Source organism: Massilia sp. NP310 (assembly GCF_019443485.1).
Lineage (GTDB): Bacteria > Pseudomonadota > Gammaproteobacteria > Burkholderiales > Burkholderiaceae_D > Telluria > Telluria timonae.
In genome coordinates this window covers 230284-246490 of record NZ_CP080379.1, presented here as the reverse complement: position 1 = coordinate 246490, position 16207 = coordinate 230284, and the positions used below count along the sequence as shown (strand labels likewise).

The window sequence follows — 16207 nt, the reverse complement described above, 5'->3', positions numbered from 1 at the left end:
CAATGAGGAGAAACCATGGCGGAAGCCTATGTTGGTGAAGTGCGTCTGTTTGCTGCAACCTTTGTGCCAGCTGGCTGGCTGGCGTGCGTGGGGCAGCAACTGTCGATCAACCAGTACAGTGCACTGTATGCGCTGATCGGCACCAATTACGGCGGCGACGGTCGCACCACGTTCAACCTGCCCGACCTGCGCGGGCGGGTGCCGATGCAGGTCGGCGAGTCGGAGTTTGGCACCTTCAATCTGGGAACCAAGGGCGGCGACATGCCAACCCCGATCACCGCCGCCGGCTCGGTGCAGATCACCAAGGTGACTCAGCTGCCTGCCCACAACCATACTGCGACCCTGACGGTCAGCAAGGATGGGGGCACCAGCGCGGCCCCGCTGGACGGCGGTTATCTCGGCGCGGTCAAGGTCGCTGGCTTTGGCACGGCGCCAAGTGCCTATGTTTCCACGACCACGGACGGCACTTCCACGCTGAATGCCGCCGCCGTCAGCACCGGCAACACCGGTTCGAACAACCCCGAGGCCATTCCGGTGACGGTCGTCGCCCAAATCCCGGCGTCGGTGCCTCCGGCGCTGGGGATGTATTACGCGATCTGCTGGTCGGGCATCTTCCCGCCGCGTCCGTAACCGGCCGCGCGCGTCACTGCAGCAGGCCGGGATCGGCTTCGGCCTGCTGCAAGGCCTTTTCAAGGCTGTATCGATATCGAAAAGCGTGAGCGCTTCTGCGACCGTCACCGGCAGCGGCGGCGGTCAGCCAGCGCAACCGGCGGCCTCGCTCAATGAACTACCCGGCGAAGCCCTGGTATCTTTACAGCAGGACCAGGCCGGGCTGCTCCCCGATACGATACGCAAACTGCAGGGTTTCCCCGCCCTGCAATGCCGGACGGCCAGGAAAGTGCTGGGGCATGTTCAGGCTGGATTCCCAGTCCTGCAGTCGGTGGCTGCCGAAGCTGACGATCTTCGTCAGCAAGCGCGGCTGCATTCCGGCGGGCACCGTCGGGGGCACCCGCACTACACCTGCAGGCAATGCGGCATCCAATCCGCTCCAGGCGCGAATCGCGGCGGCGTCCAGACGGAATACCGGCCCCAGTTCGACACGCTCGCGGCGCGGCGGTTGCGGCGCGCCCCCATCATCCAGGGGCGGCGACAGCTCCCTGCCCAAGCGCAGCAGACAGGCTTCCACTGTCACGGACTCCGGCACCAGCAGCGCTTGCGGCGCCTGCATGGCGAGGTGCCGCATGATGGCTACTTGCGGCTCGCTGCGCAGCGCCGCATTCATCGTTTCCGACACGATCACGTCGGGCAGCGCGGCCGGATCGAGCCGCAGGCTGCAGGCATCGGCCAGCATGTAGCCGGCGACATGGGCTTCCAGGCCGAGGCGGCTCACCAGCCCGCGTGCGCTACCGAGCGAGGCGGCGTGAATGTCGACCAGGGTGAACGACGCCTGTTCCGGATCGAACAGCGTCATCAGGGGCAATGCCAGCGTGGCAAGCGGGCCGCAGCCGGCATACAGGACGCGTACCGGGCGGTCCGGTCGCCGCGCCTGTTCGATGGCGGCGGCGAGCCCGCGGATGAAGACGATGGTGCGTAGCGGTTCGCGCGCGCACAGCGCCGCCTTGACGGGGGAAATCGCCAGGCCGGCGGCGGTGACCGTCTCGTTGGCGTCGAGGGGAGCGTGCACGTCCTGCGTCACGCCAGACAGCCGCTCCAGCAACCGGCCCAGGTCACCCACTTCGCCGAACAGGCTGTCGCGCTCCCTTTCCCGGCTGACGATGTCGCGCGCCAGCGCCTGCAAGCCGGCGCGATCGTCGCTACCGGCGCTCATACGATTGGATGTAGGATTCATCATTGCATTATGCTCAATGGCGCCGTCAACCTCAATCATTCTTGCCGATCCATGCTGAACCTCGAACTCGCCCACCTGCGCTTGCGCCCCGCACTGCCCGACGACGAAGACTTCCTGAAGACGCTGTACGCATCGACCCGTGACGACCTGCGCCTGGCGGCCGAACCGCCCTTGCTGGACATGCTGCTCGACATGCAATGGCGCGCCCAGCGCGCCGGCTACCGCCAGGGCTTTCCTGGCGCCGACGACACGATCATCGAGGCTGGCGGCGCGCCGCTGGGCCGCCTGCTGGTCGACCGCGGCACGCGGCCGTGGCGCATCGTCGATATCGCGCTGTTGCCGGCCGCGCGCGGCCTGGGTCATGGCGCCGCCGTGCTCGGGGCGCTGCAAGAACACGCGGCGGCGGAAGGCGCCGCATTGGCGCTCACGGTAAGACTCGACAATCCCGGCGCGCGCCGGCTCTATCGCGCATGCGGCTTCGTCCCGGCGGAGTCGGACGCGCTGTCCGAGCAGATGATCTGGCCCGGCTGAGCCATGCCGAAGCGCGGCGCCGGCCGGACGCTACAGAATACTGGCGAGGGCGCACTGCCGGTAATGGCTCGCCGCCTCCTGCTCCTGCCCCAGCGCCTCGTGCATTTGCGCCAGCTTGAGGTGCGCCTCGCGCACCATCGACGCATCGAGGGCGTCCGACAGCGCCTGCTCCAGGTAGCGCTGGGCCTTGCCCCACAATTTCTGCTTCAGGCACAGCGAACCGAGGGTCAGGGCCAGCTCGGCGTCCGTCGGGCGCTCGCGGCGCCAGGATTCGCAGGCCTCGATCTGGGCCAGCAGCGAAGGCGATCCGAACGGGCTGGCGGCGTCGCGGTAGGCGCGCACCACGCGCTCGTCCCAGCCTGCCTTGAGCGACTCTTCGGCGATCGCGCGCGCCTCGTCGTGCAGGCCGCGCGCATTGAAGGCGCTGGCCGCGCGCGCCGCGATATAAGGCACGGTGCGGTCTTGCGCCGGCACCGTGGCCCAGATGCGGCGCAGCGATTCGGCGTCGTGCCCGTCGCCGCCCAGCAGCGCCTCGTAGGACAGCTCGCGCAGGCGGCTCGACAGGGCCGGATGCAGCGCGCGGCGTTTGTCGAGGATGCGCACCAGGCGCAGCACCTCGGGCCAGTTGCGCGCCTGCTGGTTGGCCTTCATCGCCCACTGCAGCGCGTGGATGTGGCGCTGGCCGCTGGCATTGAGTTCGGCGACCGCTTCGAGCGCGGCTTCGGGCTGATGGTCGTCGACCAGCAGTTCGGTGACCGTCATCAGACGCGCGGTCTTGAGGGTGTTGTCGTGGGCGATCCCGGCCAGCCAGGCGTCGCGCCGCGCCGGCTCGCGCATGCGGTGCGCGGCGCGCGCGCCGATCAGGGCCGCCAGGCCGGCGTTCTCGGGCAGCTCGGCGGCGCGCATCGCGGCTTTCTCGGCGTGGCCGAAGCGGCCTTCGAACAGGGTCTTGAGCGCGTCGCGCATGCCCTTGTTGCCTTCGCGTTCGGCGCGGCGCTGACGATAGGCGGCCACGCGCTGCGGCATCCTGAGGGTGGCGTTGATGGCGCGCACCAGGCCGTAGAGCGCCAGGAAGGACGCCACCAGCAGCACCACGAACAGGTTGAGCGACATGTCGATCCGGTGCGGCGGATAGAACAGCACCACATTGCCCGGATTGAAGCGCGCCGTCACGGCGATGCCGATGGCGGCGGCCATCAGCGCGACTAACCAGAGAAGTAAACGCATAGCTTATTGTTTCGCTTTGTAGTTGCGCACGGCGTTCAGGCTGTCGGCCAGCGTCGGCATCTCGATCGTCAGGTTGTTGGCCTGGACCTGGCGCAGCGCGGCCTGGGCCGACTGCGTCACGCGCGCGCGCGTGTCGAAATACTTGAGCAGCATGGCCTGGGCCGTGGCCAGGTCGTCGCGGAAGGTCGCTTCGTTGCGCGACAACAGCGCCAGGCGCGCGTTCAGCAGGCGCAGCTTGAGGTTCTCGCGCACGAAGAACGATTCGCTCGGCGACAGCATCAGCGCCTCGGGCGACTCGACGCTGCGCACCCGGATCAGCTGGCGCACGTCGTCCCACATCTCCTGGCTCCACAAGGTCCAGGTCTGGAGCATGCGCTGGCCCACGCCCAGCGGCTGCGCCGCATCGGCGCCCGCCGCATTCGCTCCGGCGCCGGCTGCGGAGACAGCGGCCTCGCCCTTGCGCGCGGCGCGCACCGGCGCCACCGGCAGCAGCGGCTTTTCGCTCGACAGCATCGGCAGCGAATCGACCTGCCCGATCACGTGGTCGAGGCGCACGGCGACGCCGGCCAGGTCCACCGCCGGCAAGGCCTTGAGCTTCTCGATGTCGCCCGCGATGGCGCGCCGGATGGTGAGGAACTGCGGGGTATCGGAGCGCGACACCGCGCGGTCGGCGTTCTGCAGCGCGATCAGGGCGCCCTGCACGTTGCCGGCCAGTTGCAGCTGCTGGCTGGCGGTCGACAGGACCTGCTCGATCTCGGTCAGCGCCCACTCGTCGCGGTTCTGCGACAGGTCTTTATAGAGTTGCTCGAGCGCCACCTGCTGGCTCTGGGCCTCGCTCTGGCGGCTTTCGAGCACGCCGACCTTGATCTGGAGCTCCTTCGACTGGTCCGCCACGTCGCGCGCCAGCGCCGCCGTCTCGGCATTGACCGCATTGCCCTTTTGGAGGCTGCGCGCCATGTCCTGGCGCAGCGCGTTGATGCGGTTGTGCGACGAATACGTCTGCAGCGCCAGCAGCACGGCCAGCGCGATCACGGCCAGCGGCAGCGGGCGCGCCAGGCGGTCGAACAGGCCCGGGCCGCCCGGCTCGCCCATGCGCGGCAGGACGGGCACGCCTCCGGCCGGGGGCACGCCACCCGCCGGTGGCGTGCCGCCCGGAGGGGGCATGCCGGCGCCGCCGGCCGCGCCCTCCGGCACGCCGCTCTGGACGCCCTCGGGCTTGTGGAGACTCGGTGCGGGCACATTGGCCTGCGGCTGATCTGGATTGTTCGGCAATTCGTTCATTATTGTGATTGTAACGCTGCTAGTATGCGGGCATCTCCGGATCCCGTCAGGGTCACCTGGCGCAGGCCCAGCGCATGCGCCGTCTCGGCAATCCGCGCATGGGGCACCACCAGGCGCTGGCGCTCGAACCGTTCCTGGTACTGTGCCTGCCCCAGCGCCGCCACCAGGCCGGCCAGGCCGCGCAAGGCTTCCGAGCTCGTGATTATCCAGTCGTTTGGCTGCGCCAGCAAGGCGCGCAATCGTGCGCCCAGCTCGTCCGTCAATACAGGGGTCGCGCGGCGGTAGGCCGCCACCGCCTCGACCGTGGCGCCGGCCGCGCGCAGGGCGTCGGCCAGCAGCTCGCGCCCGCCGTCGCCGCGCACGATCAACACGCGCCGGCCGGCAAACAGGGCCAGGTCCAGGCTCTGGAGCAGGTGTTCCGAATCGGCGTGGGCGGGGTCGAGCGGACTGTGGATCGTATGGGCGGGCGCCGCCACGCCATGGCGCGCCAGCGCGGCGCGGCTGCCCTCGCCCACGACCGCCAGCGGCACGGCCGGCGGCCATGCCTCCAGGTGGGCAAACGCCGCATCGACCGCATTCGGCGAGACGAACACCGCCAGCGCATACTCATGCAGGGCGGCCAGCGCCGCGCGCAGCGGCGCCGGATCGTCGACCGGGGCGATCTCGAGCAGCGGCAAGACCTCGGCCGTGCGGCCGAGCGCCCGCACCGCCTGCGCCAGGCCATCGGCCTGGGCGCGCGGCCGGGTGACCACGACCACGCGGTCGCTCGGCGCCGGGTCCAGTTCAGGCATCCTCGGCCGCATCGACGCTGCAGGCGGCCAGGATCGCGCTGGCGTCCTGCTGCGCCAGCAGCTCGGACACCTGCTCTCCCAGGTATTCCGGCTGGCCGGCGGCGCCCGCCACCTCGGCGTGCGCGCTGCGCTTGCCGTCCGGGGTCGCGACCATGGCGCGCAGGCGCATCTGGCCGTCCTGCACGGTGGCGTAGGCCGCCAGCGGGATCTGGCAGCTGCCGCCGAAGATGCGCGACACCTTGCGCTCGGCCAGCACCGCCTGGGCGGTCTCGACGTGGTTGAGCGGGGCCAGCACGGCGCGCAGGTCGACGCCGTCGCTGCGTGCGCCGCTCAGGATCTCGATCGCCATCGCGCCCTGGCCGGCCGCCGGCAGGCTCAGCTCGGGCTCGAGCAAGGCCTTGATGCGCTGCGGCAGGCCGAGGCGCTTGAGGCCGGCAGCAGCCAGGATGATGGCTGCGTAGTCGCCGCGGTCGAGTTTACCCAGGCGGGTGTCGAGATTGCCACGCAGCGGCTGGATCACCAGGTGCGGGTAGCGCGCCGCGATCAGCGACTGGCGGCGCAGGCTGCTGGTGCCGACCACGGCGCCGGGCGGCAGCTCATCCAGGCTGGCGTAGTCGTTCGAGACGAAGGCGTCGCGCGGGTCTTCGCGCTCGAGCACGGCAGCCAGCTCGAAGCCTTCGGGCAGCTCCATCGGCACGTCCTTGAGCGAATGCACGGCCAGGTCGGCGCGGCCTTCGGCCATCGCGACCTCGAGTTCCTTGACGAACAGGCCCTTGCCGCCGACCTTGGACAGGGTGCGGTCGAGGATCTGGTCGCCGCGTGTTGTCATTCCGAGAATTTCGACGCTACATTCTGGATATAATGCGGCGAGCCGGTCGCGCACGTGCTCCGCCTGCCACATGGCGAGGCGGCTCTCGCGGGATGCGATAATCAATTTGGCTGGCGCCTGGGGCGTCACGTTGGATTCCTGCTGTATAGCGTTTAACACTCGAGTTCTTTCACTGTCATTGGGCCGACCCGGACGATGCCAGTAGCCGCTCCCTGCATAAGATCATAAATTTTATCATGGGGGCATCTTGCAGATCATGGCCCACCGCCATCGCACAATCTATTACTTGTGGTCGACATGGACAATCCTGCTGCACCCGTAGTACAAGCCGGCGCCGACAAGGACGCGCCGCTCAAAGAAGACATCCGCCTGCTCGGACGCCTGCTGGGCGACGTGCTGCGCGACCAGGAAGGCGACGCGGTGTTCGACATCGTGGAAACCATCCGCCAAACCGCGGTGCGCTTCCGCCGCGACGACGATCCGGACGCCGGCGAAGAGCTGGCCACCCTGCTGCACAAGCTCACCCGCGACCAGACGATTTCGGTGGTGCGCGCCTTCTCGTACTTCTCGCACCTGGCCAATATCGCCGAAGACCAGCACCACAACCGGCGCCGCCGCGCGCACCTGTTGCAAGGTTCGGCGCCGCGCTCGGGCAGCATCGGCTACGCGCTGGGCAAGCTGGCCGAGGCGGGCATCGGGCGCGATACCGTGGACGCGTTCTTCCGCGACGCCCTGATCTCGCCGGTGCTGACCGCGCACCCGACCGAAGTCCAGCGCAAGAGCATCCTCGACGCCGAGCACGACATCGCGCGCCTGCTGGCCGAGCGCGACGCGCCGCAGACGCCGAAGGAACGCCGCCGCAACGAGCAGCTGCTGCACGCCCGCATCGCCACCCTGTGGCAGACGCGCATGCTGCGCTACTCCAAGCTGACCGTGGCCGACGAGATCGAGAACGCCCTGTCCTACTACCGCATCACCTTCCTGCGCGAAGTCCCGGCCCTGTACGACGACATTGAACTCGAGCTCGCCGAACAGTATGGCGGCGATGGGTCGGCCGCCGCCGCCCACGCCTCGTTCCTGCAGATGGGCAGCTGGATCGGCGGCGACCGCGACGGCAACCCGAACGTCAACGCCGACACCATGCGCCACGCGCTGACGCGCCAGTCGACCACCATCCTCGACTTCTACCTCGACGAGGTGCACGCGCTGGGCGCCGAGCTGTCGGCCTCCACCCTGCTGGTCAAGGTGTCGCCGGCGCTGGAACAGCTGGCCGACGCCTCGCCCGACGCCTCGCCGCACCGCAGCGACGAACCCTACCGCCGCGCCCTGATCGGCATCTATGCGCGCCTGGCCGCCACCGCGCGCGAGCTGGGCGTGGGCCACATCCTGCGCAAGGAAGTCGGCCATGCCGCGCCCTATCTCGACCCGGAACTGTTCGCGGCCGACCTCGAGGTGCTGGCCGACTCGCTGCGCCAGAACCACGGCGCCATGCTGATCCAGCCGCGCCTGGCCGGCCTGCTGCGCGCCGCGCGCATCTTCGGCTTCCATCTCGCTTCGCTCGACATGCGCCAGAGCTCGGACATCCACGAGCGCGTGCTGGCCGAGCTGTTCGCGCGCGCCGGCGTCGAAGCCGACTATGCGGGGATGGAAGAAGAGGACAAGCGCGCGCTCATCCTGCGCGAGCTGGCGCAGCCGCGGCCCCTGTTCTCGCCGTACGAAAGCTATGGCGACGAGACCAATTCCGAGCTGGCGATTTTGCGCTGCGCGCGCGAGATCCGCCTGCGCTACGGCCCGCGCGCGATCCGCAACTACATCATCTCGCACACCGAGACCGTGTCCGACCTGCTCGAAGTGCTGCTGCTGCAGAAGGAGACGGGGCTGATGCGCGTGAGCGCGGGGCTCAGCGACGTGATGGTGATCCCGCTGTTCGAAACCATCCCTGACCTGCAGCGCGCCGCCGGCATCATGGACGAGTGGATGGCGATTCCGCTAGTGGCCGGCATCATCGAGAAACAGGGCCGCCTGCAGGAAGTCATGCTCGGCTACTCCGACTCGAACAAGGACGGCGGCTTCCTGACTTCGAACTGGGAGCTGTACCAGGCCGAGTTGAAACTGGTCGAGGTGTTCGAGCAGCGCCAGGTGAAGCTGCGCCTGTTCCACGGCCGCGGCGGCACCGTCGGCCGCGGCGGCGGCCCGAGCTACGACGCGATCCGCGCCCAGCCGCCCGGCACCGTCAACGGCCAGATCCGCCTGACCGAACAGGGCGAGATCATCGCCTCGAAATTCTCGAACCCCGAGATCGGGCGCCGCAACCTGGAGCTGCTGGTGGCGGCGACGCTGGAAGCGAGCCTGACGCCGCACGGTGTGAAAGACGGCGCCAGCGGCGTCGACGCCGGGCGCCTGCAGCGTTTCGAGTCGGTCATGGCCGAGCTGTCGAACCGCGCCTACAAGGCCTACCGCAACCTCGTGTACGAAACGCCGGGCTTCACCGACTACTTCTTCGAAGGCACGCCGATCGCCGAGATCGCGGAATTGAACCTCGGTTCGCGCCCAGCCTCGCGCAAGTCGACCCGCCGCATCGAAGACCTGCGCGCGATTCCCTGGGGCTTCTCGTGGGGCCAGTGCCGCCTGCTGCTGCCGGGCTGGTTCGGGTTCGCGTCGAGCGTGACGAGCTGGCTCGACGATGCCAACGTCGGCGCCGATCGCGACGCGAAACTGGAAGAGCTGCGCGCGATGTACCGCGACTGGCCGTTCTTCGCCACCCTGCTGTCGAACATGGACATGGTGCTGGCCAAGACCGACCTGGCGATCGCCTCGCGCTACGCCGGCCTGGTGAGCGACGCCGGCCTGCGCGAGCGCATCTTCCGCCGCATCGCGGCCGAGCATGGCGAGACGATCCGCACCCTGGAAGCGATCACCGGCGCCAGCGAACGGCTGGCCGGCAACCCGCTGCTTGCCCGCTCGATCCAGAACCGCTTCGCCTATCTCGATCCGCTGAACCACTTGCAGGTGGAGCTGATCCATCGCCGCCGCAAGCTGGCCGACAATGCCGACCCGCGCGTGCATCGCGGGATTCATTTGTCGATCAACGGGGTGGCGGCGGGGCTGCGCAACACCGGTTGAGCGCGTAGCGCTCGAAAAAACAAAAGCCGCCCGGCGCAAACCGGGCGGCTTTTTTACATCCACACCACCGATGAATTACTGGTTGTGCAGGAAGGTCTTGAGCTTGTCCGAACGCGACGGCTGGCGCAGCTTGCTCATCGCCTTGGCTTCGATCTGGCGGATACGCTCGCGGGTCACGTCGAACTGCTTGCCCACTTCTTCCAGCGTGTGGTCGTTCGACATCTCGACGCCGTAGCGCATGCGCAGCACCTTTGCTTCGCGCGGGGTCAGCGAGTCCAGCACTTCCTTGATCACGTTGCGCATCGAGGCGTGCAGCGCGGCGTCCAGCGGGGCCAGGGTCGCATTGTCCTCGATGAAGTCGCCCAGCTGCGAATCGCCGTCCTCGCCCATCGGGGTTTCCATCGAAATCGGTTCCTTCGCGATCTTCATGATCTCGCGAACCTTATTCTCCGGCATCTCCATCTTGGCGGCCAGGGTCGGCAGATCCGGCTCGCTGCCGGTTTCCTGCATGATCTGGCGCGAGATGCGGTTCATCTTGTTGATCGTCTCGATCATGTGCACCGGCACGCGGATCGTGCGCGCCATGTCGGCGATCGAGCGCGTGATCGCCTGGCGGATCCACCAGGTCGCATAGGTCGAGAATTTATAACCGCGACGGTATTCGAACTTGTCGACCGCCTTCAGCAGGCCGATATTGCCTTCCTGGATCAGGTCCAGGAATTGCAGGCCGCGATTGATGTATTTCTTCGCGATCGAGATCACCAGGCGCAGGTTGGCCACCGTCATTTCACGCTTGGCCTGGCGTGCGCGCTTCTCGCCGGCCGCCATCTGCTTGTTGATCTTGCGCAGGTCGGCCAGCGGCAGCGCCACGCGCGCCTGCAGGTCGATCATGCGCTGCTGCAGCTCTTTAATGGCCGGCAGATTCCGGCTCAGCACCGCGCTGTACGGATAGGCGCAGTCGACTTCGCGGTCGCCCCATTGCAGGTCGGTCTCGTTGCCCGGGAAGACCTTGATGAAGTGGGCGCGCGGCATGCCGCAGCGGTTCACGCAGATGTCCAGCACGGCGCGCTCGATCGAACGCACTTCGTCCATCTGGCCGCGCAGCGTGTCGCACAGCTTCTCGACCACCTTGGCGGTGAAGCGGATGCCCAGCAGCTCGTACGAGATCACGGCCTGCGCTTCTTCGTAGGCCGGCGAACCATAGCCCTCGTTCTTGAAGGCGTGGCCCATCAGGTCGAACTGCTGCTCGATCAGCGCGAACTTCTCCAGCGCGCCCTTGCGCAGCTGGGCCAGTTGCTCGGCCGAGTAGCCGGCCGCGGCGCCGCCGGCGCTGCCGCCTTCGCCCTCTTCTTCCTCGTCCTCGACCTCTTCTTCTTCCTCTTCGTCCTCTTCCGCGGCAGCGGCGGCGTGGGCCACCGAGGCGGCCGGCGCCGGGGTGTCTTCGAGGTCGACGAAGCCATCCACCACGTCGTCGATCTTCAGCTCGTCGCTGGCGATCTTGTGCGACAGCGCGATGATTTCCGAGATCGTGGTCGGGCACGCCGAGATGGCCTGCACCATGTCCTTCAAGCCCTGCTCGATGCGCTTGGCGATCTCGATCTCGCCTTCGCGCGTCAGCAGCGACACCGCGCCCATCTCGCGCATGTACATGCGGACCGGGTCGGTGGTGCGGCCGAAGTCGGAGTCGACGGTCGACAGCGCGGTCGCGGCGGCGGCCTCGACTTCGTCTTCGCTGGTCGGGGTCACGGCCTGGTCCGACAGCAGCATCATTTCGGCTTCAGGGGCGCGCTCGTAGACGGCGATGCCCATGTCGTTGAAGGTCGCGATGATGCCTTCGATCGCTTCCGGATCGATGATGTTTTCCGGCAGGTGGTCGTTGATCTCGGCATGGGTCAGGTAGCCGCGCTCCTTGCCCATATTGATCAGGTTCTTCAGCTGCTGGCGGCGCTTTTCGAGTTCGGCTTCCGAGAAACCGGCTTCGTTCAGCATGCCGAGGCCCTTGGCCTTGCGCTCGCGCGCCTTCGAGGCGGCCTTCAGTTCGGCGCGCTCGACGGCGTTCAGCGCCGCGACTTCATCGTTCTCCGGCACGAATTCGCTCGGCTTGCGGCCGCGGCGGCCCGGGACCTTCACCTGCGGCAGCAGGTAGCCCGAGGTGTCGATCGCGGCCAGCGCGGCGGCGTCGGTGGTCTTGCTGACGGCGCCGACGGCGCTCACCGGGGCTGCCGGGCTGGTCTCGACGCGGCGCACGGCGCGGGTGCGCACGACTTTCGGCGCTTCCTCGGCGGCCTGGGCCACCGGCGCCACGATCGGAGCAGCGGTCGGAGCAGAAGCTGCGGCCGGGACTTCCGGCTCGGCTGCCTTCAGCGCGGCCAGCTTGCCGCGCTTGCGCACGATGACCGGCGCCACGGCCGGCTTGGCCTGCGCCTGCATGTATTCGGCGGCCAGGTCGATGCCGGCGTCCACGTCGGCTTCGGCAGCGGCAGCGGCAGGAGCGGATTCGGCCAGCACCGGTGCGGCGGCTTCGGCCACCACCTCTTCTACCGCGGCGGCGATCGGGGCCGCGGCAGGCGTCTCTTCCACGACTGGCGCAGCGACCGGCTCGGCCGCCACCGGGCCGCCGGCGGCCAGGATGGCGTCGGCCTGCGCCTTGAGCGTGGCCAGGCGCGAACGGGTCTTGACCACCGTCACCTTGGCCGCCGCTTCCGTTTCGAGGAAGTAGGAGGTCGCGGTTTTCGGCACTGCCAGCGGCGCCGAAGCCTTGGCCGGCGCTTTTTTCGCTGTCAGTGTCAATGTCTTGGCGGTGTTTTTCATACTTAAAACTCTCCAGTCGAGGCGAGGTGCGCGCCTGCGAAGTCAATAATCCAGCGGGACCCGCGTACGGATCCTGGGAAAGGGGGAACGGAAGTGGCCCTACCTAGGGGCGGACATGCCAGGTTTCAAGCACGACTTACCGGGTTTTGCGCGCGCCAACTCGATTCTGGGCTGCGGACAGATAGGCGATGGTCGATGTTCAAAATCGTGCTGTGCATGTCGGAACGAAAAAAAGCCCGCTAACACGGGCTTGCATCTATTTTTCTAGAAGAATAGGGGAAGGGGTTATTATGCCCCAATGCAAGTTTTGGTGATAATTGATAGATCCGATAAGGGATATACACAATTCACATAGCGCCACCCTGACATGCCGTCCGTGCAAGCTGGTGGGCGTGTCTGCGCCGGCGCAAGCCGGACTCAAGGCAAGAGGCGGATGATACACGATTTCATGCGCCGGCGCTTCCCCCTGCTATAAGTTTCCCAACATTTATAATTAGAACTAGTACAATGCGCGCCCGAGCGCCGTGCTATCCTTCGCAATCCTGTTCTTACCATGAAGTCAATGAATACCAATACCCCTGCAGAGTCCGTCGACACGAACGCCAATCCGGCCACCACTCCGGAGGCGCAGCAGCCGCAAGCGCCAGCTACCGCAGCGCCGGCCGCCGCGCCGGCGCAGGGCCTGTCGGCGCGCGCGCTGCTCAAGCAACTCCAGCAGGAGTATCCAGCCTTCCGCGACTGCCTGCCGCTGTCGATCGGCATCGACAAGCAACTGCTGGCCCGCATGCCCGGCCTGGACAAGAAGGTGATGCGCGCCGCCCTGGGCATCCATACCGGTTCGATGCGCTACCTGCGTGCGATGGAAAAGGCGAAAGTGCGCCACGACCTGGACGGCACCGCGGGCGCCGAAGTGCCCGAAGCGCACCGCCTGCACGCCAAGGAACAGCTGCAGCAGCGCTTCAAGAAGGAAGCCGAGCGCAAGAAGGCCGAACGCGAAGCCGCACAAGAAGAAGAAAACAACCGCAAGCGCCAGGAAAAACTGCAGGCGCTGGCGTCCAAATTCTCGAAGAATTGAGCGCGGAGCCCGGGATCCTCGAAGACGACCTGCCGCCCGATCTGCCGCCATACGTCGGCATCGATCTGGCCCGGGTGCGCCTGGTGCGCAGCGAGCAGGACGCGCGCGAGGCGCTGGCCGAGCTGCTGGCCGGCGACGCGATCGGCTTCGACACCGAATCCAAGCCGACCTTCGCCAAGGGAGAAGTCTCGACCGGGCCGCACCTGGTGCAGCTCGCGACCCTGGACACGGCCTGGCTGTTCCAGACCGCGACCCCGGCCGGCATAGCGCTGGCGGTCACCGTGCTCAAGCCCGTGCTCGAGGACGAACGCGTGCTGAAGGTGGGTTTCGGCCTGGGCGACGACGTCAAGCGCCTGAAGTCCAAGTTCGGCATCGGGCTGCGCAATGTGCTCGACCTGTCGACGGCGCTGCGCCGGCGCGGTGAAAAGAATCCGCTCGGCGCGAGGAGCGCCGTCGAGCGCTTCTTCGGCCAGCGCCTGCAAAAATCCAAGCGCATCACCACCACCAACTGGGCCCTGCCCCGGCTGTCGGACAAGCAGTTGCAGTATGCGGCCGACGATGCGCATGCGGCGCTGAAGATCTACCGCCAATGGAAGGCGAATCCGCCGGCCTGACGCTCATCGAAGGCCGCGCACCAAAAGAGGGAGTCCGGACTCGGCAATTCGCGATATCATTCTCACCATCTTCGATGCCGGTGGGAGCCCATGAGATCACGAAGCCTGCGCCTCTTCTTCGCCTCCCTGTTCGGCGCGCTGGCCTGCACGGCCAGGGCGGCGCCGCACACCGTCCCCGACACCCTCGACCAGCGCCTGCTGGCCTGCGCGACCTGTCATGCGCGGGTCGATGGGCGCGGCAACCCGGTCAACGACAGCTTCTATCCGCGCTTGCAGGGCAAGCCGGCCGGCTACCTGTATCACCAGCTGCTGAACTTTCGCGACGGCCGGCGCCAGTATCCCTTGATGACCTACCTGGTCGACCACCTGCCCGACGCCTATCTGCGCGAGATCGCCCAGCACTTCGCGGCCCTGCCGCCGACCGTGCTGCCCCCACAACCATCCGGTTTGTCGGCCGCTGCGCTCGAACGCGGGCGCCGGCTCGTGGTCGACGGTGACGCCGCGCGCAAGATCCCGGCCTGCGTCGCCTGCCACGGCGCGCGCCTGACCGGCGTGCAACCGAACATCCCGGGCCTGCTCGGCCTGCCGCGCGACTACGTCAACGCGCAGTTCGGCGCCTGGCGCAACAAGGTGCGGCGCGCGCACGCACCGGACTGCATGGCCGACATCACGGCCCGCCTGTCGCTGGAGGATGTCTCTGCCATTTCGGGCTGGCTGGCGGCGCAGCCGATGCCGCCTGACCCGCGCCCGGCCGACGCCATCGCGCGTCCCTTGCCGCTGGCCTGCGGCAGTGATCCGGAGGCGCGATGAAGACCTTGCGGATTGCCCTCCTCCTTATCGTCGTTCTCGTCGTGGCCGCGGTGGCGCTGGCCTGGCCGCGCGCCGAGCATATTCCATCGAGTTCTCCGGCCGCCTATGCTTTGAACCCAGCCAATATCGAACGCGGCGCCTACCTGGCGCGGGCCGGGGACTGCATCGCCTGCCACACGGCGCGCGGCGGCGTGGCCTACGCCGGCGGCCGCGCGCTCGATACGCCGTTCGGCCGTTTTTATGGACCGAACCTCACGCCGGACACTGAAACCGGCATCGGCGACTGGAGCGCGGACGACTTCTGGAACGCGCTGCACAACGGCATCGGCAGGGATGGCCGCCTGCTCTACCCGGCCTTCCCCTACACGAACTACACGAAGGTCACGCGCGCCGATTCGGACGCCCTGTTCGCCTACTTCCGCAGCCTGGCGCCACAGCGCCAGCCGAACCGGCCGCACGAACTCGGCTTCCCCTACGACAGCCAGGTGCTGCTGGCCGGCTGGCGCCTGCTGTACTTCCGGCCCGGCGTGCATGAGGAGCGACCGGCGCGCGGCGTCGAGTGGAATCGTGGCGCCTACCTGGTCGAGGGCCTGGGACATTGCAGCGCCTGCCACAGCACGCGCAACCGGTTTGGCGCCAACAAGGAAGGGCTCGATGGCGGCCTGATTCCGACGCTGGGCTGGTATGCGCCGTCGCTCACGTCCGGCAGCGAGGCTGGACTGGGCGATTGGGACAGGGAACACATCGTGGCGCTGCTCGGCGCCGGCATCTCGCCGCGCGGCTCGGCCACCGGGCCGATGGCCGAAGTGGTGGCGCGCAGCTTGCAGCACCTGACGCCGGACGATCTGGGGGCGATGGCGAGCTATCTGAAATCACTGCCGGCGACGCCTGCGCAGCGGCCGGATCGCGCGCCCCCGGCGGACGAGCAGGTGCTGCTCGAGGGCCGCCGCATCTACGAGGCCAGTTGCGCGCAATGCCATGGCGACGATGGACGGGGCAAGCTGCCGGCTTATCCGCCGCTGGCGGGAAACCGCGCCGTGACCTTGAGCCCGGCCGTGAACGCGATCCGCATGACGGTCAATGGCGGGTTCCCGCCCGGGACGGAGGGCAATCCGCGCCCCTACGGCATGCCGCCGTTCGGCCATGAACTGGACGATTCCCAGGTGGCGGCGGTGCTCAGTTGGATTCGGTCCAGCTGGGGCAATGCGGCGCCGCCCGTGACCGCGGTCGAAGTCAACCGGTATCGGGCGGTTACCGGCGACTGAA

The 16207-nt window shown here is 67.9% G+C and carries 13 protein-coding genes; 7 read left to right on the top strand and 6 right to left on the bottom strand.

Annotated features, from left to right (window positions below; all coding sequences use genetic code 11):
* Nucleotides 1-15: 15 nt before the first annotated feature.
* Nucleotides 16-630, top strand: a complete 615-nt coding sequence (locus tag KY496_RS01160; RefSeq protein ID WP_219863485.1) for a phage tail protein — start codon at nucleotides 16-18, stop codon at nucleotides 628-630.
* 181 nt (nucleotides 631-811) lie between these two features.
* Here KY496_RS01160 and KY496_RS01155 read toward each other — a convergent pair whose 3' ends face one another.
* Complete coding sequence (locus KY496_RS01155) at nucleotides 812-1852, bottom strand: hypothetical protein (protein ID WP_219863483.1); 1041 nt, start codon at nucleotides 1850-1852, stop codon at nucleotides 812-814.
* A 48-nt stretch (nucleotides 1853-1900) separates the two neighbouring features.
* Here KY496_RS01155 and KY496_RS01150 point away from each other — a divergent pair, with 48 nt between their 5' ends.
* On the top strand, nucleotides 1901-2380 hold the full coding sequence (locus KY496_RS01150; protein ID WP_219863481.1) for a GNAT family N-acetyltransferase: 480 nt from the start codon (nucleotides 1901-1903) through the stop codon (nucleotides 2378-2380).
* Nucleotides 2381-2410: 30 nt separating this feature from the next.
* Here the strand turns inward: KY496_RS01150 and KY496_RS01145 are convergent, their stop codons facing one another.
* From KY496_RS01145 to hemC, 4 genes are read right to left on the bottom strand one after another with little or no spacing between them, the layout of a single operon-like run.
* Entirely contained in the window at nucleotides 2411-3607 is a 1197-nt protein-coding gene (locus KY496_RS01145; protein WP_219863480.1) for a heme biosynthesis protein HemY, read from the bottom strand.
* A gap of 3 nt (nucleotides 3608-3610) precedes the next feature.
* Complete coding sequence (locus KY496_RS01140) at nucleotides 3611-4888, bottom strand: uroporphyrinogen-III C-methyltransferase (protein WP_005669526.1); 1278 nt, start codon at nucleotides 4886-4888, stop codon at nucleotides 3611-3613.
* Nucleotides 4888-5679 carry a uroporphyrinogen-III synthase gene (locus KY496_RS01135; protein ID WP_219863478.1) on the bottom strand — a complete coding sequence of 264 codons (792 nt, stop codon included), beginning with the start codon at nucleotides 5677-5679 and terminating at the stop codon, nucleotides 4888-4890. Before KY496_RS01135 ends, KY496_RS01140 begins: the two co-directional genes overlap by 1 nt.
* Nucleotides 5672-6637 (bottom strand): hydroxymethylbilane synthase, encoded by a 966-nt coding sequence (gene hemC, locus KY496_RS01130; RefSeq protein WP_219865031.1) that lies wholly within the window; start codon nucleotides 6635-6637, stop codon nucleotides 5672-5674. Before hemC ends, KY496_RS01135 begins: the two co-directional genes overlap by 8 nt.
* 168 nt (nucleotides 6638-6805) lie before the next feature.
* Here hemC and ppc point away from each other — a divergent pair, with 168 nt between their 5' ends.
* Entirely contained in the window at nucleotides 6806-9631 is a 2826-nt protein-coding gene (gene ppc / locus KY496_RS01125) for a phosphoenolpyruvate carboxylase (RefSeq protein WP_005669523.1), read from the top strand.
* Between the two features lie 75 nt (nucleotides 9632-9706).
* On the opposite strand, the gene rpoD is transcribed toward ppc, so the two are convergent.
* On the bottom strand, nucleotides 9707-12442 hold the full coding sequence (gene rpoD, locus KY496_RS01120; protein WP_184239579.1) for an RNA polymerase sigma factor RpoD: 2736 nt from the start codon (nucleotides 12440-12442) through the stop codon (nucleotides 9707-9709).
* Between the two features lie 562 nt (nucleotides 12443-13004).
* Here rpoD and KY496_RS01115 point away from each other — a divergent pair.
* From KY496_RS01115 to KY496_RS01100, 4 genes are all read left to right on the top strand, one after another.
* Nucleotides 13005-13517, top strand: a complete 513-nt coding sequence (locus KY496_RS01115) for a ProQ/FINO family protein (RefSeq protein WP_005669521.1) — start codon at nucleotides 13005-13007, stop codon at nucleotides 13515-13517.
* Complete coding sequence (locus tag KY496_RS01110) at nucleotides 13514-14131, top strand: 3'-5' exonuclease (RefSeq protein WP_219863476.1); 618 nt, start codon at nucleotides 13514-13516, stop codon at nucleotides 14129-14131. The genes KY496_RS01115 and KY496_RS01110 overlap by 4 nt, the downstream gene beginning before the upstream one ends.
* A gap of 90 nt (nucleotides 14132-14221) precedes the next feature.
* The gene (locus tag KY496_RS01105; RefSeq protein ID WP_219863474.1) at nucleotides 14222-14941 is read left to right on the top strand and encodes a cytochrome c4; all 720 of its coding nucleotides are present in this window, start codon (nucleotides 14222-14224) and stop codon (nucleotides 14939-14941) included.
* Nucleotides 14938-16206: a cytochrome c gene (locus tag KY496_RS01100; RefSeq protein WP_219863472.1), complete on the top strand. Its 1269-nt coding sequence runs from the start codon at nucleotides 14938-14940 to the stop codon at nucleotides 16204-16206. Before KY496_RS01105 ends, KY496_RS01100 begins: the two co-directional genes overlap by 4 nt.
* Nucleotide 16207 lies beyond the last annotated feature (1 nt).